Source organism: Fusibacter bizertensis, assembly GCF_029914245.1.
GTDB lineage: Bacteria > Bacillota > Clostridia > Peptostreptococcales > Acidaminobacteraceae > Fusibacter_C > Fusibacter_C bizertensis.
On sequence record NZ_JARYZI010000006.1, the window covers coordinates 122,603 to 146,634 of the forward strand.

At 32.5% G+C, this 24,032-nt stretch carries 21 protein-coding genes; all 21 read left to right on the plus strand.

The features are described from left to right. Nucleotides 1–95: 95 nt before the first annotated feature. The 21 genes from recD2 to QE109_RS10570 all read left to right on the plus strand — a co-directional run bounded on the left by recD2 (nt 96) and on the right by QE109_RS10570 (nt 24,022). Nucleotides 96–2,324 carry an SF1B family DNA helicase RecD2 gene (gene recD2 / locus QE109_RS10470; protein WP_281094425.1) on the plus strand — a complete coding sequence of 743 codons (2,229 nt, stop codon included), beginning with the start codon at nt 96–98 and terminating at the stop codon, nt 2,322–2,324. 53 nt (nt 2,325–2,377) lie between these two features. Beyond that, entirely contained in the window at nt 2,378–3,130 is a 753-nt protein-coding gene (locus QE109_RS10475) for a ComF family protein (RefSeq protein WP_281094426.1), read from the plus strand. A 16-nt stretch (nt 3,131–3,146) separates the two neighbouring features. Continuing rightward, nucleotides 3,147–3,563, plus strand: a complete 417-nt coding sequence (locus QE109_RS10480) for a MerR family transcriptional regulator (RefSeq protein ID WP_281094427.1) — start codon at nt 3,147–3,149, stop codon at nt 3,561–3,563. A 76-nt stretch (nt 3,564–3,639) separates the two neighbouring features. After that, nucleotides 3,640–3,927 carry a flagellar biosynthesis anti-sigma factor FlgM gene (gene flgM, locus QE109_RS10485; protein ID WP_281094428.1) on the plus strand — a complete coding sequence of 96 codons (288 nt, stop codon included), beginning with the start codon at nt 3,640–3,642 and terminating at the stop codon, nt 3,925–3,927. Between the two features lie 92 nt (nt 3,928–4,019). Then, nucleotides 4,020–4,514: a flagellar protein FlgN gene (locus QE109_RS10490; RefSeq protein WP_281094429.1), complete on the plus strand. Its 495-nt coding sequence runs from the start codon at nt 4,020–4,022 to the stop codon at nt 4,512–4,514. Between the two features lie 20 nt (nt 4,515–4,534). After that, nucleotides 4,535–6,187: a flagellar hook-associated protein FlgK gene (flgK, locus tag QE109_RS10495; RefSeq protein WP_281094430.1), complete on the plus strand. Its 1,653-nt coding sequence runs from the start codon at nt 4,535–4,537 to the stop codon at nt 6,185–6,187. Nucleotides 6,188–6,198: 11 nt separating this feature from the next. Continuing rightward, complete coding sequence (gene flgL, locus QE109_RS10500; RefSeq protein WP_281094431.1) at nt 6,199–7,791, plus strand: flagellar hook-associated protein FlgL; 1,593 nt, start codon at nt 6,199–6,201, stop codon at nt 7,789–7,791. A gap of 12 nt (nt 7,792–7,803) precedes the next feature. Next, nucleotides 7,804–8,373, plus strand: a complete 570-nt coding sequence (locus QE109_RS10505; RefSeq protein WP_281094432.1) for a DUF6470 family protein — start codon at nt 7,804–7,806, stop codon at nt 8,371–8,373. 12 nt (nt 8,374–8,385) lie between these two features. After that, on the plus strand, nt 8,386–8,832 hold the full coding sequence (fliW, locus tag QE109_RS10510) for a flagellar assembly protein FliW (RefSeq protein ID WP_281094433.1): 447 nt from the start codon (nt 8,386–8,388) through the stop codon (nt 8,830–8,832). Nucleotides 8,833–8,835: 3 nt separating this feature from the next. Further along, complete coding sequence (gene csrA / locus QE109_RS10515; protein WP_281094434.1) at nt 8,836–9,069, plus strand: carbon storage regulator CsrA; 234 nt, start codon at nt 8,836–8,838, stop codon at nt 9,067–9,069. A 145-nt stretch (nt 9,070–9,214) separates the two neighbouring features. After that, entirely contained in the window at nt 9,215–10,408 is a 1,194-nt protein-coding gene (locus QE109_RS10520; protein WP_281094435.1) for a flagellin N-terminal helical domain-containing protein, read from the plus strand. Between the two features lie 122 nt (nt 10,409–10,530). Continuing rightward, complete coding sequence (locus QE109_RS10525) at nt 10,531–12,573, plus strand: glycosyltransferase (protein WP_281094436.1); 2,043 nt, start codon at nt 10,531–10,533, stop codon at nt 12,571–12,573. Nucleotides 12,574–12,657: 84 nt separating this feature from the next. After that, nucleotides 12,658–13,650: an NAD-dependent 4,6-dehydratase LegB gene (locus tag QE109_RS10530; protein ID WP_281094437.1), complete on the plus strand. Its 993-nt coding sequence runs from the start codon at nt 12,658–12,660 to the stop codon at nt 13,648–13,650. A 12-nt stretch (nt 13,651–13,662) separates the two neighbouring features. Then, nucleotides 13,663–14,364 (plus strand): sugar phosphate nucleotidyltransferase, encoded by a 702-nt coding sequence (locus QE109_RS10535; RefSeq protein WP_281094438.1) that lies wholly within the window; start codon nt 13,663–13,665, stop codon nt 14,362–14,364. A 19-nt stretch (nt 14,365–14,383) separates the two neighbouring features. Next, nucleotides 14,384–15,241, plus strand: coding sequence for an NAD-dependent epimerase/dehydratase family protein (locus tag QE109_RS10540; protein WP_281094439.1), 858 nt, complete (start codon nt 14,384–14,386; stop codon nt 15,239–15,241). Between the two features lie 12 nt (nt 15,242–15,253). Further along, entirely contained in the window at nt 15,254–18,994 is a 3,741-nt protein-coding gene (locus QE109_RS10545; RefSeq protein ID WP_281094440.1) for a glycosyltransferase, read from the plus strand. 12 nt (nt 18,995–19,006) lie between these two features. Continuing rightward, nucleotides 19,007–19,522 carry an adenylyl-sulfate kinase gene (locus tag QE109_RS10550; RefSeq protein ID WP_281094441.1) on the plus strand — a complete coding sequence of 172 codons (516 nt, stop codon included), beginning with the start codon at nt 19,007–19,009 and terminating at the stop codon, nt 19,520–19,522. 10 nt (nt 19,523–19,532) lie between these two features. Next, entirely contained in the window at nt 19,533–20,285 is a 753-nt protein-coding gene (locus QE109_RS10555) for a class I SAM-dependent methyltransferase (protein ID WP_281094442.1), read from the plus strand. A 9-nt stretch (nt 20,286–20,294) separates the two neighbouring features. Further along, on the plus strand, nt 20,295–20,903 hold the full coding sequence (locus QE109_RS10560; protein WP_281094443.1) for a gamma-glutamyl-gamma-aminobutyrate hydrolase family protein: 609 nt from the start codon (nt 20,295–20,297) through the stop codon (nt 20,901–20,903). A gap of 26 nt (nt 20,904–20,929) precedes the next feature. After that, nucleotides 20,930–21,655: a phosphocholine cytidylyltransferase family protein gene (locus QE109_RS10565; protein WP_281094444.1), complete on the plus strand. Its 726-nt coding sequence runs from the start codon at nt 20,930–20,932 to the stop codon at nt 21,653–21,655. 18 nt (nt 21,656–21,673) lie between these two features. Continuing rightward, entirely contained in the window at nt 21,674–24,022 is a 2,349-nt protein-coding gene (locus tag QE109_RS10570; protein WP_281094445.1) for a PEP/pyruvate-binding domain-containing protein, read from the plus strand. Nucleotides 24,023–24,032 lie beyond the last annotated feature (10 nt).

Here is a 24,032-nt window from a genome sequence, read left to right on the forward strand (position 1 = left end):
GAGACTACTCTCATTTTTTTATGTCCTAGCAGAAGGTCTTTGATTCACTTCCAATATATGCTAAACTATGAACATAAGTTCTGATTGAGGTAGATATGAAAAATGTATTAGGTGATGACGAAACCTACGAAGGAATCGTCGACGATATCATATATTATAATGAAGATAATGGTTATGTAATTGCGATTTTCGATATTTATGATGATAGCATTTGCATAAAAGGCAGCATCCCCTTTTTAAGAGAAGGGGATAGACTGCGTGTAACAGGAAAGATAGAGATCCATAATTTCTATGGTGAACAGTTAAACGTCAGATATGCCGAGCACATCAAACCAACAGACGAAGATGAAGTTTTTCGATATTTAGCTTCAGGTATAATTAAGGGCATAGGTGACACTACTGCAGGACTACTCATAGAATCTTTTGGAGCTGATTCTCTGGAGGTCCTTCAAAATTCACCCGAGAAGTTACTGGCAATCCCAGGAATTGGACCGAAAAAATTAGAGCAAATAGTGCTCTCTTATAAAGAGCAGTATGAACTTAGAGATTTAATCATGTATTTTCAAGGGTTGGGGATTTCTATTAATCTAGCGATGAAAATTTATAAAAGGTTTGGTCATGAATCTATTAAAAGAGTTGAAGCCAACCCATATGTTTTGGCAGATGAACTTGTAGGTGTTGGATTTAAACAAGCAGATCAAATTGCTATGAAAATGGGCGTAAATTTTCACTCGCCATTTCGAATTGCATCTGGATTGACTTTCTTGCTGAATAAAGAAGCTTCAAACGGAAATACTTATGCTGAGCAAGCGCATCTTGTTAAACTTGCAAGTCAAGAATTACAAGTGAAAACTGAAGAAATTGTAGATGAGATTGGATCAATGGTAATGAATGGGCAACTTAATATTGAAAGATTACCGGAAGAAAAAGTGGGCATATATCACCCAAGTCTTTATTATGCAGAACAACAAGTCGCATCTAAATTATATCAGTTAATGCATCACATAGAGGATATCAGATTTTCTGACATGGACCAATTTATAGATGAATTTCAAGAAAATAGAGGTATTCTACTAGCAGCTAAGCAAAGAGAAGCTGTTCTGGCATCGCTAGAAAGTGGCGTTTTTGTCATAACGGGTGGACCCGGAACAGGCAAAACAACTATAATTAATGCAATTATTGAAGCTTTTGAATCGCAAGATAAAAAAGTATTGTTGGCTGCTCCTACAGGTAGGGCAGCTAAACGTATGACAGAAACAACTCAACGCGAATCCAAAACAATTCATCGTTTGTTAGAATTTCAGGGTGAAAATATTTTTCAGAAAAATTCGGAAAACCCTATTAAAACAGATGTATTAATCATCGATGAAATATCCATGGTTGATATTGTGTTGATGTATAGGCTGTTGGATGCTGTAGAACTAGGTACTCATCTTATCTTAGTTGGTGATGCGGACCAATTGCCATCTGTTGGACCTGGAAGTGTACTTAAAGATTTGCTGATGTGTTCATGGATTACTTCTAGTAGATTGACCGAAATTTATAGGCAGAGCGAAGCTTCGCTGATTGCTGTCAATGCGCATATGATTAACAAAGGAGAAATGCCTGTACTTAACAAAGCAGACAAAGATTTTTTCTTTATCAATCGCCCTAAAGCTGATGAGATTGTGAGAGAGATTAAAAATCTTGTAATTGATAGGCTTCCAAGTTACTATAACTTAAATCCGATGGAGGATATACAAGTACTCTCTCCAGTAAAAGGTTCTGGAGTGGGGGTAGAAGTATTAAATGATATGCTTCAAGAAGTTGTAAATCCAGCATCAAAGAAAAAAGTTGAACGCACCTTTGGGAAAAAGAAATTTCGTGAAGGCGATAAAGTAATGCAGATCAAAAATAACTATAATCTAGAATGGACGACGAAATATGCAGAAGAAGGCAAGGGTGTATTCAATGGTGATATAGGTTTTATCACCCAGATTAACGAATCTGAGCGTATCGTTGTCGTTGTATTTGACCAAGAACGAGAAGTTATATATGACTATCCTACAGTTGATGAGCTCGTACTTGCCTATGCAATCACCGTTCACAAGAGTCAAGGCAGTGAGTTTAAAGCGATCATTATGCCAATGGCATTTATACCACCGATGTTAATGAGCCGAAATATTCTTTATACAGCAATTACCAGGGCAAGAGAGTTGTTAGTCTTGGTGGGTGAAAAACGTGCTTTATCAGAGATGATTCGTAGAACACACGAAATGAAAAGAAATAGCGGTCTTCTAAAAAAACTAGAATTTTTTTCTGAGGCACTTAACGATGAACTATAGCTCTTACAAAACGAAATTTCAATGATAACTTAGACTTTGGCGGTGAATAATTTATGACCATTAAATCAGTGATTATACAATGTCTAGATTTAATATTTCCAAGGAGATTAACTTGTTATTTCTGCGAGGAAGAATTGCCTCCTCATAATACAAGCGCTTTATGTGAGCATTGTGTAGATGAAATTGTTAGATTAGACGGACATCAATGTATGAAGTGTGGCAGAACAATTGAGATAGCATATGCACAGCATGCTGATTACTATTTCAAGTGTAAAGAATGCCAAGAAAAATTCACTTTTTTCTCAAAGCATAGATCTTTTGGTGAATATTCGGGGCATCTAAAAATGGCAATAATGGGACTAAAATATAAAAAACAAATTTACCAAGCACAGTTTTTTGGTGAACAACTCGCTATGATGATAGAAAAAGATGAGGCGTTATTAGATTTTGATATAATTGTTCCAGTTCCTATTCATTTAACCAGAAGAATGATGCGTGGTTACAATCAAGCGGAGAGAATTGCCTTTTATTTAGCAAAAACACTTAATGCTAATCCCCCTGAAGAACTACTTGTGAGAACAAGACATACAAAAAAACTGAAAAATCTGAATAAAGCGTCTAGGAAAGCAATGCTTGAAAATGCTATAATAGTAAAAAGATACAAAAAAAATAGAGTTAAAGGTCAGAAAATACTATTGGTTGACGATATATATACAACAGGCGCCACACTTGACGCATGTTCAAAAGCGCTTTACGAAGCCGGATGTGATCAAATAAATTGTATAACCGTTGCAAGAGGCGTCTAAAACTAAGGAGGATATTATGGCAGAAAATGATAGAATGAGTTCGCTTAAAAATTGTAAAAAGTGTAATCGTGTTTTTTCTTCTGTTGATGGTGCAACGCTTTGTTCTAGATGTAATGATGATGTTGATGATGAGTTTAACCGCGTTCGAGAATATATATATGACAATCCTGCCTCTAGTGTGAAAGATGTCAGCAATGGTACCAATGTCAGTTCGGAATCTATCTTAAAATGGATTAGAGAAGGTAGAATCGTACTCGGGGATCATGCCAATATATCATTTTGTGAGCGATGTGAAGCGCCAATTGAAGGTGGTAGGTTTTGTGCTAGATGTGTCAGAGAGTTAGCAGATGGGCTAAAATCTGGTATAGGTGAGAAAGAAGAACACAAACACAAAGCTGGGATGCATATAAAAGATCAAGATCGAAAAAAATAATAAAATTAGGGCTAAACTTACCCCCATATGTGCCGATATACCTATTAGAGAAATCGGCAATGTGGGGGTGTTTTTTATGAAAATTACAAATCAAATGAATATTCAAAATGTACTTAAAACATATGGGAAAAGTGTCAAGAAAACAGAGACACCTGATAAAGTGGTTCAAAGTAGCGATAAAGTTGAAATTTCTAGCGCAGCTAGAGACATCCAAGTTGCTAGAAAAGCACTTACAGACTTGCCAGAAGTTAGAACGGAAAAACTCGATGAATTAAAACAGTTAATGGCATCTGGGAATTATAAACCATCAGCTGAAGATATAGTAGACAAATTATTTTCCGGAATTGAAGCGAAAAAAATTTAATCGCCGATTTCTTATCCCCCGTCAATATACCGGACATAATGTCCGGTTATTAATTTATTAGGTCGCAAAGATTCTATATAGGAGTGTGCTCTATGACTAAAAGTGTTGAGCAGTTGGTGCAAACATTAGATAAAGAAACAGAAATTTATAGTGATTTACTGGAACTTGCCAAGTCAAAACGTGAAGTAATCAAAGCTCAAGACATCGATAAATTAGAAGCGATGGTCAGTGAAGAACAGGGGCTTGTCGTTACTTTATTTAAACTAGAAGAAATCCGAGAAAAAGTTGTCGATAAAATCATGAGAGATGAAAAGTTAGACTTTGTTGAAAATGTCACTCAACTTGCTCAGTTATTAAAATCTGATGAACGTCAGAAGATCCTTGAGTCTAAAAGTAAGTTAATGGTTATTATTAAAAATGTAACTGAAGAAACAAAATTTAACGGTAGGTTATTAGAAGATAAATTGGAACTTATAAACTTTAATATAGGTCTTTTAGCACAAACTGGTGAAGATAGTGGGATCTATGGCAAAAGAGCTGGAAATGAAGAAAATGAACGCAAGAATCTATTTGATGCGCGTGTTTAAAGTATGTAAGGAGTGATACTATGTCAGCAGGTTTTTTAGGATTAAATACAGCTTTATCAGGATTGTTTGCCAATCAAAGATCGCTTGGCATTGTATCTCATAATATTGCAAATGCAAACACAGAGGGATACTCGCGTCAAGTGATGAATACTAAGGCGTATCAGCCTCAAGTACTACCAGGAGGTATGGGAACCTTAGGCGTTGGTGTAGACGTTACTGCTGTTAAACAAATTAGAGATAATTATCTAGATTTTAAATATAGAGTTGAAAATAGTGTAAAAAGTGAGTGGGATGCAAGAGCAAGTGTTCTAACTGAACTTGAAGGGATATTCAATGAACCATCTGACTCCAGCATTGCTGAACTAATGGATCAATATTATGAATCTTTACAGAGTTTGCAGAAAAATCCTGAAAATTTAACAGCAAGAACGCTAGTAAGACAAAATACAATTGCACTTTCAGAAGGAACAAGACGAATTTCTACGATGCTAAAAGACCTTCAGTCAGATTTAAACTTTCAATTCCAATCGGCAGTAGGTGAGGTTAATTCTCTTGCTGATCAAATTGCTAAACTCAATGAAACCATTTATAAAGCTGAACTCGAAGGTGGCATTGCAAATGACGTTCGTGACCAGAGAAATGTGTTGGTGGATAAATTATCAGAACTTGTAAATGTAGATTACTATGAAGATGAACAAAATAGATTTTATGTACTTGTAGGTGGTCAACAGCTTGTCGCTCACTATAGAAGTGATACGCTTCAACTTGTGCCAAGAGAAAAAAAACTTAACCCAGATGACGGTGATGAGATTATGGATGTCCAGTGGGCGAATGGCAACAAACTCAACGTTACCTCTGGTAAACTTCTTGGACTTAGAGATGTTAGAGATAATATCACAGGTGATAAAAAGGGTATTCCTTACTATGTGGATAAACTCAATGAATTTATAGATACATTTAGCAGTACATTTAATGAAATTCATGAAGGTGGTTATGGGCTTGATGGTAGTACTGGTAATTATATGTTTACGATAAAAAATATGACGACTGCTGAATATAAAGATTATTTGATTAATAAGGGCCTTAATGGACTTCCGGCAACTGAAATTACATCATCAGTCATGGACGGTGTATCCGCTTTGCCAGTTGATGAACAACTTGATAAAATTAATGATAATATTAGCAAGGTTTTAGCAAACAATCCAGACTATAAAGATAAAACCGTTAAATTAATTGATGATAAATATTATATCGTTGATCGCATGAAAGCATCAGATATAACGATTGCAAAAGACCTCGAAGACCTTAACAAATTTGCAGCGGGTACCAACTTAGAAGATCTTCCGGGAGATGGTACTAACATATTAAAACTCATTGAAACCAGACATAACGTCAAGCTATATGAGTGGGGAGCTCCAGAGGACTATATTAAATCGCTTGTTTCAAATCTAGGTGTTGATGCTGCCGAGGCAAATAGAGTATCAACTAATCAAGCTTTATTAGTAAATGAGTATGGTACAGCAAAAGACTCTATCATGGGTGTTTCTCTAGATGAAGAGATGGCAAATATGATCAAATTTCAAACGGCATATAACGCAAATGCGCGTATGGTTAATGTATTTGATGAAATGCTTGATTTAGTAGTGAATCGTCTTGGAACAGTAGGTAGATAGGAGTTGAAAAAATGAGAATAACGAATACAATGCTTGTGAAAGACATGCTTTGGAATGCTAATAACAACCTTATAAGTATGGCAAAAAAGCAATCTGAGTTATCTACGGGTAAGAAAATACAAAGACCTTCTGATGATCCAGTGGGAATTACACAAGTCCTAAAATACAAAACAGATATACGTGAAGCGCAGCAATACAAGAAAAATATCAATGATTCTCTTGGTTGGTTAGAAGTTTCTGAAAGTTCACTTCATAATATGAAAGATATACTACAAAGGATGCGTGAACTAACTGTAGAAGCTGCAAACGGAACCAATACAGCTGATGATCGCAATAAAATAAAAGTTGAAATTGAAGAGTTGAAAAAAGAAATCATTGTATCTGGCAATGCTACCAGTGCTGGTCGATACGTGTTTTCAGGTCTTGAGACCAATCAAAAGTTATTTAATGCGGATGGTACTTATAACATCGACATCACTTCGGAAAGAAATAACCTCAAGCCTGTAATTGGTTATGAAGTTGCTGTTGGTGAGGTTATGTCTGTTGGTGTACATCCGGTTGACTTGTTTGGTATTATAAATGTCAATAATTTTTTTGATGGTAAAATTATTAATAGCGCTGACGATACAACAAAAGCAACTCAATCTAAGTTTACAGCTGATGTGAATTTGAATTATGATTACACTGGCGATACTTTAGATTTAAATGTAGGCGGACTTTTATATAATGTTGATGAATCTCAATTAGGTAATTCAGCACTTAATCCTATGACAAAAGATCGAATGGTCTCTGCTTTAAAAGCAGCAACGAATGGAACTGCAAAGCTAGGTGATGTAGCGGATATCTATTTTGATCTCAATGATAAATTAGTGGTTAGTTCTAAAGCTTATGGTGCTGGGACGACTATATTAGATACGACTGCATCGGCTGGTTTAACAGGAAATACTGTTACAGCTGGAACAGATGGTTTGGCGTCAACTATAGCGGGTTCTGGCGTAGTAACTGATGCAGATGTACTTGCTGATAATGGGATACATGAGTTTGTTTTACAAGTAGATGATGTGAGAAAAACTTTTTCGGTAGATTTTTCAGCACTTGGTGATGTAGCTGCTTTACAATTAGAGATGCAAACTCAGATTGATGGTGCGTTTTTACCTGCGGGCACAGTTACGGTCGGTGCTGTTAGCGGCGGTACAATCGACTTTACTTTAAACGGAACCAACGATGGACAAGATCATACAATTGCAGTTGATTTTATCGTTGCAAACCAAAGTGAAATGCTCACAGATCTAGATAACTTGATTACAGGCCTGGCTACCGACGATAATAATGCTATTCAAACAGCGCTTGACAAACTAGATTTACATCTTGATCGTGTACTGACTGTAGCAGGTGAAATTGGTGGTAAAACAAATCGAGTGGATTTTATTAAAAGCCGCGTTGAAGAAAATGAGATTACATTTACTAGTTTGCTTAGTAAAGTTCAAGATGTGGATATGGCTGAAGCTATCATGTATTTTAAGAATCTTGAAAATGTGTATAGAGCATCACTATCAGTCGGTTCTAAAGTTATACAACCCAGCTTAGTGGATTTTATTAGATAGTAGGAGGTTACTATGCCTATAATCATTAGTCAGCAACCTATCGTGATGAATATTTCTTCAACGCCTGGAAAACTAAGTCAGAATGGTAATGGCGCAAAAACGCTCAATTTAAATATACAAAAACCTGAGCTTGAAATGGAAATAAAGCATCCAAAAGTGAAGATTGATCAATCTGAACCATTTGCAGAAGCTGGATTAAAAAATATTAAAGCTTTTATGGAAGATAACATCTCATTTGGCAGACAAATTATTGCTGGAGGTGTTTCAAGGATTGTCAGTCAGGGTAATGAACTTAAAGAAATCCAAAATGATTATGATCCTATTCCTGATCAAGCAATCAGCAATGCATATGATATGTTTGACAAAGAATTCAATTATGGCGCTATTCCTACTAGTAGACCAACCATTACACTTGATGAAGGAAAAGTAAATTATAGTTTTAGAAGAGGAAGTGTGAGTAATCAATCCCAACAACAAAAGGTGCAGATGTCATATACACCTTATCAAGTGAATTACTCGATTAGTCAGTATAATAGTATCAATTTCAGGTATGAAAAGCCCAATTATGATTTTATGGTTTAGGAGGAGTTTAGTATGGAGATAAGTACAACTCAATTTGGCATTGTTGAGTATGAATCATCTGATGTGATTACATTTTCACAGGGAATTCCAGGATTTGAAGATCAACAATCGTTTATAATCATACCTTCAGGAGATAATGAATTTCCGTTTAACATGTTACAATCAACTCAAACAGATAGTTTAGCTTTTATCGTGACGGATCCGTTCTTGTTTGTTGATAATTATGATTTTGAATTGTCACAAAGCGATGCTTCTTTTTTAAAGATTTCAGATGAGGGTGATTTGGAAGATATAATTGCGCTTAGTATTGTTACTATTCCGGAAAATGTAGAAGATACGACTATAAATATTATGGCTCCACTTATGATTAATAACAAAGAAAAAATTGGAAAGCAAATATTACTAAATGAATATGATGAAGTTAAATATGCGATTTTCAAAAAGACAAGTGAGGAATAGTAGATGCTTATTTTGACAAGAAAAAAAGATGAAAGCATCATTATTGATGGCAATATTGAAATTCAAATAATTGCGATAGAAGAAGGAAAAGTAAAAATAGGTATTAATGCACCTAAAGAAATCGAAATTCATCGAAGTGAAGTGTTTGATAAAATACTCGAAGCCAACAAAGCGGCAGTGAATTCGACAGGTTCAATTAAGGTGTTATCAGATCGTATGAAAAAAAACAATAAATAGAGTTTTTGTTTAAAAAAGCTAAAGTTTTTTACTGATGATCCGATATTAATGTTAGATGATCAATTTATACTTCGGCCGAGCTAAATTGAATCACATAATAAGTTAGAATGGATTCTAACTATACAAAACTCAAGGAGGAACTTTTATGAGAATTAATAACAACTTAATGGCAATGAATACCCACAGACAATTGGGAATCAACAATGCTCAAGGCGCAAAATCAATTGAAAAATTATCTTCTGGTTACAGAATTAACCGTGCTGGTGATGACGCTGCTGGTCTTGCTATCTCTGAAAAAATGAGAGGCCAAATCAGAGGTCTTGATCAAGCATCAAGAAACTCGCAAGATACAATTTCTTTGATCCAAACTGCTGAAGGTGCTCTTAACGAGTCACATGCAATACTTCAACGTATGAGAGAACTATCTGTTCAATCTGCAAATGATACAAACACTGACTCTGATAGAAAAGCACTTCAAGGCGAAGTTAAACAATTAGTGTCTGAACTTGACAGAATTGGTAACACAACTGAGTTCAATACTAAGAAACTTCTTGAAGGTTCTGCAAAAGGCGTAACTGAAGCTGTTAATGGCGCAATGAGAGTTAACAATAACTCTGCTGTAACACTTACAACAACAGCTGCGGATGCTAAAGTTGCTTCGTCTTCAAAAGTTAATGGCGCATACATGTTAATAAGAGTATCAGGTACAGTTTCATCAGGCGGAACTATTACTGCTAATGATTGGAAAGTTGTAGGTCCAGATGGCACTTCTGCAGCTCCAGCAGCAGCAACACTTAATATTGCAGCATCTACAATAACTGTAGGAACTGGTATTACTGGGTCTGCTACTACAATTACTTCTAGTGCAAACCTTAACAGTTTAAAAGTTGGGGATTCTATTACTTTTGTATTTGGTAAATATGAAGCTGCTTCATCTTCACTTGGTGGTTCAATTATGGGTCAAATCGGTGCCAACTCTGGTCAAACAGCATTTATCTCAATGGGTGACATGAGATCAGCTGCTCTTGGCGTTGATAAAGTAGACATCAGCACTAAGTTCGGTGCTCAAGTTGCAATTGAAACAGTTCAAGGCGGACTTGAGAAAGTTTCAGCTCAAAGATCTTCACTTGGTGCTATGCAAAACAGACTTGAACATACTATCAAGAACTTAGATACAGCTGGTGAGAACTTACAAGCATCAGAATCTAGAATTCGTGACGTAGATATGGCTAAAGAAATGATGAACTTTACTAAAAACAATATCCTTACTCAAGCTGCTCAAGCAATGCTTGCACAAGCTAACCAAGCTCCACAAGGTGTATTACAATTACTAAGATAGTCAATTGAACTTAAATAGCCATCCTCCCTTAGAGGGTGGCTATTTTTAATATATTTTGAATCAAGTTATTAGTTTTATAAGAATTTGATTGAATATATATTTGATAAAAATGGGAGGAATTTATGAAGCTAAGTGTATGTATGATGGTTAAAAACGAAGAAGCAAATTTAGAAAGATGTTTAAACAGTTTGAAAAATATTCGTAGTAAAGTATCAAGTGAGCTAATCATTGTTGACACTGGCTCAACAGATCGAACAATCGAAATCGCTAAATCATTTGATGCAAAGGTTTATGAACATAAATGGAATAACAATTTTTCTGAAATGCGTAATATATCGATTTCCTACTGTAATGGTGAATGGGTAATGATAATTGATGCAGATGAAGAACTTGTTGATGATACATTATTAATAAAACAATTAAATCAAAAGAATAATGATGTAAATGCAATTGCACTAGAACTACAGAACATAATAAATTCTAATGGAAAAATTGGTTCGAAAATTGTTACCATGAGGCTATTTAGAAATGATGGCAAATTTCATTATAAAGGCGTTGTGCATAACTTACCTGTAGTATACGGAAATGTTATAAAGATAGACGCTTTATTAAACCATTATGGATATATAGCAGATGATGCACAGCTGATGGAAGCAAAATATCAACGGACATCAAAATTATTAAAACAAGAACTTGAGAAAGATCCAAAAAATATTTACTATCTCTATCAACTTGGAACAACATATGATATGCATAATGAAAATGATAAAGCTATTGAACTTTATAATCAAGCATACACAATAATTAGAGAGGACAACTCTTTGTATAATGAGCATTTTTATCTTTATGGTGCTTATGCAAAAGTCCTCGTATATGCTAATCGATATGAAGAAGCAATTAAAATTGCAAATGAAGGATTGCTCATTAAGAGTGACTATATAGATTTAATGTATTTTGGTGGGTTATCAAACTTAATATTGAAAAAATTTCCAGAAGGAATAGAGTTAGTTAAACGCTATTTAAGTTATATTGACAAAATCGTTGATTCTGATATTTTCAATAATCCTAATGTTCAACTATATACCATTAACTCCAAAACGGAAGTTTTAGTCAATTTAGCAAGTGCATATATAACCCAGCGAGTTTATGATGAATCTATTTCTATAACTTTAAAGTTGTTGCAAGACCTTGACGAAGAGTCTGAATATTTTGAAAAATGTGTTAATAACTATATTGTTGCATGTGTAGAAAGTAGCAAATTTAGTTTGCTTGATGCTTTATATGAAAATATATCCCAAAATAGATGGGACAATGTGGATGTAATGATCTACACTATCTTAAAGAATAAAATTGAGATAAATAGTGATTCAAGAAATCACATATTATCTAATCTGCCTACTTATTTGGGAAAATTATTTAAGTGGTTTTATGGGAGCGATAGAGATAACAAGACAGTGGAACTAGATATTAATAAAAATATGTACTTTATTAATAATGGTATCTCTGAAATGATTTTATTTTTACTTGAAACAAAAAATAAAAGTGATGAATTTTTTGTGTTTATCGACGAATCTACATTGATGCAACACTTTGGGGAGCTAATAGGGGAGAATGAAACTCAATTGAGAATAATGCTTTTAGATTACCTTGAAATGGTTGAGAATGGTTCTACCTTTAATGAGCTTTATATAAAACGAATAATATTGAAAGTTATAGCTTTAAATGACTTCTATTCAATATCAGAGGATAATTATTTTGATAAATATATTAATGCTGGTTTAGACCAGTTATCTTACAAATATAGTGAATTGTTTTTAAAGAACAATACAGGAAAGCAATATTTAAATAGTGAGGAGCAATATTTTGCATGTTTATATAATTTGAGTAAAAATTTTGATAAATATTTTGTGCATTATGCTTTAGAAATTTTCCCGCAATATAGTAGGAAAACATTAAACTGGATTGAAAAGAACATTGTCAATGACGAGTCAAATGTCAATCGTGAAACCAATGAGTTAGTTGCAAAAATCAAAACGAACATTCAAGTACTAATTGATAGTGATAAGAAAGAAGAAGCGATGAATTTAATAAATGAATATTTGGAAATTTATCCAAACGATATTGAGATGGTTTTAATGAAGTCGGAAATGATGTTACTTAATTGATATTTATTAAAGACAGAGTTTTAAATTTCAGACTTAAATCGATGTAGCATGTTAATTCATCAAGTCATATGTTTAGGGGTATTTATGAAATTAGAAAATAAAAAAGTTGTGGTTACAGGTTCAGAAGGATTCATTGGAAGTCACTTGGTTGAAGCTCTAATTGTTCAGGGGGCAGAAGTCACTGCTCTTGTTCAATATAATTCATTTAATAGCTGGGGCTGGATTGATTCGCTTGAACCTACTGTTAAAAATAGTATTCGTGTAGTATCGGGCGATATAAGAGAATATGATAATATTAAAAAAATCATTAAGGGTAATGATGTTGTTTTTCATTTAGCTGCATTAATTGCAATACCGTATTCATATCAGTCTCCAATGTCATATATAAGAACAAATGTTGAAGGAACTGCAAATGTTTTAGAGGCTTCAAGAGAGTTAAATGTAGAAAAAGTAATTCACACTTCAACGTCAGAAACGTATGGTAGTGCTTTGTATGTTCCAATTGATGAAAAGCATCCATTACAAGGTCAATCGCCATATTCTGCATCAAAAATTGGCGCTGATATGTTAGCTCAAAGTTACCATTTAAGTTATGAATTGCCTGTAGCAACTTTGAGACCTTTCAACACATATGGACCTAGACAGTCTTCTAGGGCTGTAATTCCAACTATTATATCTCAAATTAGTAGTGGTAAAAAAATAATTGACTTAGGTGATGTGACGCCAACAAGAGATTTTTCTTATGTTAAAGATACAGTTAATGCATTTCTTAAAGTAGCAGAATCCGATTTGAGTATTGGAAAAATAATGAATGCAGGGTCTGGAAAGGAAATCAGCATTGGTCAGTTATTTTATACTATATGTAAGTTAATGGGAGCAAATGTAGAGTTAAACATAGAGCAACAGAGAATAAGACCTGCAAATAGTGAAGTAAATAGATTACTTGCAGATAATCGATATTTAAAAGAAGTGACTGGTTGGGAATCGAGATATAGTTTAGAGGATGGGCTAATTGAGACAATTAGGTGGATTGACAAGAATATCAATCACTACAAGCCCAATATATATAATGTATAGAAAGGAGTAATCATGAGGGCGATAATAATGGCTGGTGGAAAGGGCGAAAGATTAAGACCTTATACGACAGTTATTCCAAAACCGCTTATGCCAATAGGGAATGTTGCAATTTTAGAGGTTGTAATTATTAGACTTAAGAATGCTGGATTTGAGAAGATCACAATCGCTGTTGGTTATTTGGGTAATTTGATTGAAGCATATGTAGGTGATGGTTCGAGGTTTGGTGTGCAAATTGACTTTGTTTATGAAAACAAGCCATTAAGTACAATTGGACCTTTAGCTTATATAAGTAATTTAAATGAAACTTTTTTAGTGACAAATGGCGATGTGTTAACCGACATTTCATATGAGGAGCTATTGTCGTTTCACAAAAAAGTAGGTGCAAATGCTACAATAGCTACTTATAAAAGAAACGTAAAAATTGATTTTGGTGTATTAACTTATAATGATGAGTTTTGTATTGATGGTTTTATTGAAAAACCAGAGTATAACTATAATGTCAGTATGGGTGTTTATATATTTGAACCTTCTATTTTAGATTATATAGAAAAGGGAAAACCATATGGTGTTGATTCATTAGTACTCGATATGGTTGAAAAGAAAGATAAAATATTTAGCTACTTGTTTGAGGGATATTGGTTAGATATTGGAAGACCTGATGATTATGAAATTGCTATTAATAAATTTCTATCAGAGGCACAAAGTTTTATATAAATGAAATGAGGATAATACTATGAAAAAAGTATTAATAACTGGGGCTTCAGGGTTTGTTGGAAAAGCATTGGTTGATAAACTGATGCTTTTAAATTACGAAGTGATTGCTTTAAATCATAAAACTTGTGATATAACCATTTTTGATAATGTAATGAAAACGGACATGATTGATATTTGCCATGTCTTTCATTTAGCGGCAAAAACATTTGTTCCAGATAGTTGGAAGTCCCCAGAGCAATTTTATAGTGCAAATGTGATAGGTACTTTGAATATACTGGAGTTATGTAAAAAAAATAACACGAACCTTACTTATATTAGTTCTTACTTATATGGCGAGCCTGAATACCTACCTATTGATGAGCATCATGTACTTAAACCTAACAATCCATATGCACATTCAAAATATTTAGCAGAAAAATTGTGCGAGTTTTATAGAGATAATTTTGATCTGAATATCACTATTATAAGACCTTTCAATATTTATGGGAAAGGTCAGAATAGCCAGTTTTTAATTCCACATATTATAAATCAAGTATTAAAGAATGCTGTTGTAACGGTTGAAAATTTGACGCCAAAACGAGATTATATTTATTTGGACGACCTTGTTGATGCTATTGTTTTGAGTGCTAAGGAGCCACTAAACACCACATACAACATTGGTAGTGGCATATCTTATAGCGTGCAAGAAGTAATTGAGATAGTCGGAAAAATTGCTGAGGTTGATGTGAAAATTATCAATAAAAATGTATTGAGAAAGAATGAAGTAAATAATGTAGTTTCAGATATTAGCAAAATCAATTCAGAACTTGGATGGAGTCCCAAATATACGTTTGAAGACGGTTTGCGTTTTCTTGTTCACGAATATAGTCGAACTTGATAGGAGGTAATAATGAAAATTCTCATTGCATGTCATTTTTTTTCACCATATACAAGAGACTTAATTGAAGAAATGTACAATCGATATGGAATAGTATTCGATGTTCTAACGATGGATAAAAAATATAAAAAAGAGATTGATACTGAAATGATTAGAGATGTTTACTATTATGAGAATCTTAAATCATTAGAGAAAGTAATTAATAGTATGGATCACTATGATGTAATTGAAATTCATTTTATTTCAACTTTTTACAGTGCTTTTGCATCGGAATTAAGATCAAAATGTAATAAGTTGAACTTATGTGTATGGGGAAGTGACTTTTATAGAACTTCTAATTCAGAGAGAGAGAAACAGAAAATTCTTATAGATCAAGCGGATCTGGTTATTTTTGGTAATCCAGACACTGCATATGATTTTAAGAATTTTTTTGAAACAAAGGATGATTTGTTGACAATCAACAGATTTGGTTTGTCTGTGCTAAATGAAATAGATTTTGTTAATGAAAAAGATAAAACTGCATTTCGAGATATGTTCGGGATAAATGAGAATGATTTAATCATAACTTGTGGACATAATGCATCTGTTGCACAGAATCACATGTCAATTATTAATTCAATTATCCAGATGCCTAAGGACTATTTAAAGAGATGTCATTTTATTTTTCCGCTGACATATGGCGCTGAAGAGGAATATATAAAAAGTATTTTGAAGCATTTGAAGAAAACTGGTTTAAAGTATACTGCAATTACTAATTACATGAGTAAAAATGAGATTGCAGTTTTAAGAAAGGTCTCAACAATTTTTATACAACTTCAAACAAGTGACCAGTTGAGCGGATCTATGCAAGAGCACATGTATGGTGGTAGTATTGTAATTACCGGTAGTTGGCTACCATATTCCATATTAAAAAATGAAGGTATTTTTTTTATTGAAATCGACCAGATAACCGAATTAGGATCTTGTTTGTCAAATACAATAGATAATCTTGCAGAGAATCAAAATTTGTCGAATATTAATCGAGATATTATTTATAATACATCGTCTTGGCATGTAATTACTGAGCAATGGTACAAATTGTATCAAATTGATACTACAAGGGATAATCCTAAAGAAAAATTGATTTACAATATATCGGAGTTAATTGAAGCAAATAAGCTTGATGCTGCAAAAAATTTAATTTCAAATTATATAAATGTAATTGGACTTGATGCACCCATCAATGCAGTATCGGGTGTTGTTGCAATGATTGAAGGTGATTTAGAAGCAGCAGAGGTATACTTTAAAAAGGGACTACATCAAGACAGTACAAATTTCGATTTGTATTATAATATAAGCTTTTTATATCAAAATCTTAATAAAAACACATTAGCATATATGTATCTTTACAAATCATTAGAGTTTGTCAATGGAGAGGAACTCAGAGCTGAAATTATTAACGAGCTAAACTTAATTACACAGCAAAACAAGACAGGACTTCCATTGATTACAATTGGTGTCATCTCGTATAATAGTGAAAAATATATAGACGAATGTATAAAAAGTATAATAAAACAAGATTACCCCAATTATGAGATTTTTATAGTTGATGATGCATCAATGGATAATACGAGAGAAAAATTAGCATATTACGATGCTGAGTATCCAAATGTTGAATATATAGTTCACGAAAAAAATACTGGTTGTCAGTCAAAAGCGATTAATGAAATTATAGAACATGCTAAGGGTGATTATTTAATGATTTTATCATATGATGATGGTCTTAAAACTAAGTCAACTCTATTTGACTATTTACTTGCTCTTGAAGAAAATAAAGAACTAGATTTTGTTTATGGAGATATGACAATTATTGATGAAGATAGCATTTGTTATGATAATTGGAATTTGAAGATTAAATCACCAGAAGATATAATAAGAAAAACTGTAGATTATGGTTCTGGATCTCTTCCCATGGGAATGGGAGTATTTAAGAGAAGTTTCTTTAGTAAGTTAAAAGATAAATATATAACACCAAGTCTTAAAGACCCTAAAGGAAATACCGGAGCAGACACACTAAATGTTCTTAATTATATCAATAACAATTTGAATTATTGTAAGTTAGATAAATCTCTAATGTATTATAGAGTGCATAGTTCAAATCTATCACATAGTATTGAGTCAAGAATAAAATCAAATTATTATGTTCAGAAATACGCGGTTGAGAATTTAAATAGAAGCCTAGTATTTCACGAAGAAAATTGGAATACAGTTATTGAAGAAGATGCATACTATTATTATCTCTGTGCCTCACATTTTTGGTACTATGTAGAGAACTATTTATCTGGAGAATTAATTCCTAATTATATTAATTTTGAGTACACCCCTAAGCAAATTTTGTCATATTGTGAACTTTTTATAAGATACGCGTTAGACTCTATTCAAAATTCCAGAATAATTTCTTCAGCTTATTTGAGTGAGCTTAATAATTTGGAAGAAAGAATTTGTATGGCAATTTACTCAATTGATGAAAAGTTTTTAAATTCTCTTAGCTTAGACTATCATCAAATTTCAAGTTTGTTTCAAGAAAGTATAGTGTTGTCAAATGTCGACAAATTAAAAATTCAAGATATTGAAAAAGCCGCTTGTATCAGCTTTTATGGGAGAAGTGGTTCTGTCTTTTTACAGAGTCTATTAGATAGTCATCCTGAAATATTGATGCTTCCAGGTTTGTATTTGATGGACTACGGAAGATTTTGGGAAAACCTTGAAGGAAACTTCGAAAAAAAATATGTTTTGGAGAAGTTCTATAAAAAATATGAGTACTTGGTGGATACAAAAGTTCGGTATGATGCCCCTAAAGGGGAACCATGGGTGGATTTAGCATATTATTGTAAGTATGATGAAATGGGAGATAATCAACAAGAAATAATAGAAATTAATGAATCTATTTTCTATAAAGAAATGGACAGATGTTTATCACCTTTTAAATTTATATCAAGAAAAAATTTGTATAAAGCTGTTCAAATAGCATATTTTTATGCAATAGGTAGAGAATATAAAGAAAAAATGCCTCCTCTTATAATTTATCCTATGCATTCAGCACTAGTTTTAGGTTCTCATCACCAGTGGTTTTTAGAGGATTTTACTAATGCAAAAATTCTATATACTGTAAGAAATCCTGTTTATAATTTGACATCGCTAATCAAATACCAAAAGGGATTTGATTTAGTAAATGAAAATACATTGATAACACTATTTTACCACTTAGGTTTGTTGACAGGACCACAGATGCTGTTTGAAAAGTTTAAATTGAGCAATGTCGGGGTTGTAAGACTTGAAGATTTACATCAAGACTCAGAAAAAACGCTAAAGAGAATATGTGAATTTTTGGATATAAAATGGAATTCTGTTTTACTTGAGAGCACTTTTAATGGATTGAAATGGTGGAACTTTAGAGACACAGTAAGTATAAATGGCTTTAGTAAAAGTATAATCAATAGAAGCTGTGATGAATTTTTAGATCAGTTTGATGTGGATAGAATAGAATCCTTATTGAGAGATATTTTAGAGAGCTGGGAATATTCAAAAACATTTAAGTACAATGATAGTGAACTAATTGAACTTATAAAACGACCATTTAAATTTGAAAAAGAATTACTTGAAGAAAAGAAAATTGCTATTAATCGAAATGATTTTGAAAATTTGATTTCAAGTTATATTGATAATCGCGATGGATTTAAGAAATTTATCAGAGAATTGAAGCTATTAAATTGAGAGGATAATATTATGGAGCCGGGAAAAGTATTGTGGATTACTGGGTTGTCGGGAGCAGGGAAAAGTAGTGTTGCAAAGTTGCTTTATGACAAAATCAGGAGGACTAAAAGCAATGTTGTACTATTTGATGGTGATGAGCTCCGTATAATTTTCGGAAATGATTTGGGCTATACTGAGCAAGACCGTAGAATAAGTGCAATGAGAAATTCGAGGCTATGTTCATTTCTATCTAAACAAGGAATTGATGTTGTTTGTGCAACGATTTCAATGTATGATGATTGTCGAAATTGGAATAGAGAAAATATTGATAATTACTTAGAAATTTATCTTAAAGTGCCGATAAACGTTTTGATTGAGCGTGATCAGAAAGGTTTATATACAAGTGCAATAGATAATATTGAATCAAACGTCCTTGGCATCAATCAAAAGTTTGAAGAACCTCAAAATAGTGATTTAGTAATTGTTAATGATGGACAGCAATCTATTGAAAATATTGTAGAAAATATTATGAATGAGTTAAATATTTAGGAGGTATTTTATGAAAGTGAAATGGGATTATACAGAATTAGCAGAGGCATATTTAAAAAGACCGGATTATTCAAAAAAAGCAGTGGAGAAGATGCTTGAAATTTCTGGAGTTAAAAAAGGTGATCATGTTTGCGATGTTGGAGCTGGAGCAGCTCATTTAACTAAATTGCTTGCGGAAAAAGACCTAATAATTGATGCTGTTGAACCAAATGATGCCATGAGAAATAATGGTAAAATCATCACTGAAATGTATGATTCTGTTACTTGGCATGATGGAGTTGGAGAAAATACGGGACAAGAAAGTGGAAAATATAAGCTTGTAACTTTTGGTTCATCTTTTAATGTAACGGATAGAGCTTTGGCATTAATAGAGAGTGATAGAATCTTAGAAAAAGGTGGTTATTTTGCGTGTATGTGGAACCACAGAGATCTTAATGACTCTATCCAAATACAAATAGAAAATGCAATAAAATCAAGAATATCTGATTATGATTATGGATCAAGACGTGAAGATCAAACTGACATTATCGATGCAAGTGGCTTATTTGAAAAGGTACAAAAAATAGAGGGAACTGTCTTACATGAACAATCAATACAAGATTGCTTAGAAGGTTGGAAATCACATGCAACTTTATATAGACAAGCTGGTGATCAGTTTGAGAATATCATCTCGGATATTGAGGATATATTAAAATCATTAAATTCTGAAAAAATCATCATCCCTTATACTACGAGAATTTGGATCGCAAAAGTTAAAAAGTAGGTAATTAATATGACGAAATTTGTTGCAATTACAATGCGTGTAGATGATGTTTTATCTTATCGAGAGAGAAGAGATGCTATTGATCAAAATTGGTATGATTTTATTACTGAATGTGGTTATACACCAATTTTATTGCCCAATAAGCTTACTGTAGTCAAAGAGCTACTTTCTAGTATTCAATTGTCTGGCATTATCTTGAGTGGTGGAAATTCTTTAGTGAAATATGATGGGGATGCTCCTGAAAGAGATGAAATTGAAAGATATTGTATCAAATTTGCTGAAACAGTTAAAGTCCCCTTAATAGGAGTTTGCAGAGGAATGCAAGTAATCGCAGATTATTATGAGAACAATCTTGTTAATATACCAAATCATGTTGCAGTAAAACATCAAATCGTTGATGCTAATAACATCGAAAGGACTGTTAATAGTTATCATAATATGGGTATTGAGAGTATAAAATCACCATTAAGAATTAATGCTCAGTCAAAAGATGGATCAATTGAAAGTATTAGTCACACAATATTTCAGATAATAGGAATAATGTGGCATCCGGAAAGAGAAACACCATTTGAACTAGAAGATATTAATCTGTTTAGTAATTTCTTCAAAAATAAATAATGATTTTATCACTATAAGGAGTCAATATGAAAGCAATCATTTTAGCTGCTGGCAGGGGAAGTCGATTAGGAAATTTGACAGAAGATAAACCTAAGTGTTTTGTGCATGCAAACGGAGTACCTTTGATAATACATCAGATGAATACACTAAGGAAAGCGGGTATCCATGAAATTGCAATCGTTAGAGGATATAAAAAAGAAAGTTTTGAGTTTGAAAATGTCAAATATTTTGATAATGATAATTGGCAAAATACCAACATGGTGATGTCATTATACGAAGCAAAAGAGTGGTTAAGTTCAGACAATTGTATTATAACTTACTCGGATATATTATTTGAGGAAAATACTATTTTGAATCTTTGTAATATAGATAATGATATTGTGTTACCATATAACTTAAATTGGCGATCATTGTGGGAACAAAGGTTTGATAATCCACTGGATGATTTAGAAAGTTTTAAGATTGATGAATTAGGTCGAATAACCGAAATTGGAAAGAAAGTAATAGATATTGATTCTCTTCAAGGTCAATATATGGGGATTATTAAAACAACTCCCAAAGGTTGGCTTGATATTAGTGTTCTTATTAACCAGTTAGATGATTCTGTTAAAAATAAAATGGATTTCACAACATTGTTAAATTTGCTAATAAATGCACAGATAGTATTGAAAGGAATGCCGTGTAATGATACATGGTATGAAATTGATAATGAGAAAGATTTGAGTGTATACCATTTACTCAATCCTAAATAGAGATTGGAGGCTTAACATATGCAAAAGTATTCATTTAAAACAAAAGCGGAGACACTTTTCGATTTAAGTAGCTTAGTTAAGCTTTCAAATATTTTACCATTAAAAACTATTAATTATCATGATTTTAAAATAGACACAAATTTTTATATAAAAGAAATCCAGGATTTTTTTGAGGAAGATCTATTAATTGTTAGATCTTCATGTAGTAATGAAGATACTAATGAACAATCAAGTGCTGGTATGTTTGAAAGTGTTTTAAACGTTGATAAATTGAATTCAGAGATGCTAATAAAAGCAATAGAAGCAGTTTTTGCTTCATATAACACTAAAGAAGAGCAAGTAGTTTTAATTCAACCAATGTTGTCAGGCATTGCTAAATCAGGAGTAGGATTTACTTGTGACATTGATACTATTGCGCCTTACTATGTCATAAATTTCGACGAAACAGACAAAAGCGATACAATAACAAATGGTTCAAGTCGAGATTCAAAGACTTTTATTTGCTTTAAGAATAGTACGATTAAGATTCAAGACCCAAATATGAACAGCCTGATTAATTGTATTAAGGAAATTGAGTTAATATTGGGACATAAATATTTGGATATAGAATTTGGAATTGACATACATGATAATATATATATTTTTCAAGTAAGACCAATTGTTGTTAGTAGAAAAGAAAATTTTTCTAATTTACCACTTGATGTTTCCTTAAATAAAATATTTAAAAAAGTCGAAAAATTGATGTCAAAGCACCCAAACTTATTAGGTGATAGGACTGTATTTGGCGTTATGCCGGACTGGAATCCGGCAGAAATTATTGGATTAAGACCAAAGCAATTGTCAATTTCACTATACAAAGAATTGATCATGGATAATATTTGGGCTTATCAAAGAGATAACTATGGATACAGAAATTTAAGATCTCATCCCTTGATGGTTACTTTTTTAGGTGTTCCATTTATTGATGTAAGAGTAACCTTTAATTCATTTATTCCTAAAAATTTAAACGAAATCACATCAGAAAAATTGGCTAATTATTATATTGAGAAATTAATTTCTAAACCAATTTATCATGATAAAGTCGAATTTGAAATTGTATATTCCTGTTATTTTGCTAATTTGAATGAGCGACTTTTGGAACTATTAGATTATGGATTTGATAATTCTGAGTTAATAGAAATTGAATCATGTTTGTTAGAGTTAACGAATAATATAATTGATCCAGTTGAGGGGTTATATAAGAAAGACATTGAAAAATGCAAGTTGCTTGAAAAGAAATATGATGATATTACAAATAGTAATCTTTCGATTGTAGATAAAATATATTGGCTTGTTGAAGATTGCAAAAGATATGGAACGCTTCCTTTTGCAGGAGTTGCAAGGGCAGGGTTTATTGCAGTTCAATTTTTAAAATCATTTGTTGATTCTGGTATTATCACTGATCTTGAATACAACACATTTATGAATTCTCTTAATACTATAAGTAAAGAAATGAATGAGGATTTATTGGCATTAAGCCAAGGGTCGCTTTCAAAAGAAGTTTTTTTAGATAGATATGGACATATTAGACCAGGAAGTTATGATATTATGTCATATTGCTATGATGAAAAGTTTGATAGTTATTTTTCTAAGGATCATATTTTTGAAAGACCAAGTAGTGAATTTACATTTACAATTGAGCAGGAAAAGAAGATAAATGATTTACTAATTAAAGGTGGCGTTAAAGTTAATGCTAAAGACTTGACAACCTTTATCATCGAAGCGATTGAGGGACGAGAATATACAAAATTTGTATTTTCGAAATCACTTAGTATGTGTTTGAAGCTTGTGGAAGAATTTGGCGGAAAATATGGTATATCTAGAGAAGATTTAGCATTCGTAGATATTCACCGAATCCTTGAATTATATGCATCTTTAGATCACAGAGATGTATATGATATTTTAATGGATGATATTGTTAAAAACAAAAGAATGTATCATTATACTAAGGCTGTTAAGTTCCCGAGTTTAATTATTAGCCCAGAGGATATATATCAATTTTATCTACTTGATGAAGAACCAAATTTTATTACTCAAAAATCAGTTACGGCATTAAAGGTTGATGAAAAAGATATTCAGGTTGGAAATATTGAAGGATTAATTGTTATGATTGAGTCAGCTGATCCAGGTTATGATTTTCTTTTTTCGAGAAATATTGGAGGATTGATTACTAAGTTTGGAGGTGCAAACTCACATATGGCAATTAGATGTGCAGAACTTGGAATTCCAGCTGTTATAGGATCCGGTGAAAAAAATTATATTGAATGGAAAAAAGCAAATAGGATTGAAGTCAATTGCTTAAATAAACAAGTCAAATGTTTTAATTAAATAAAAGAGG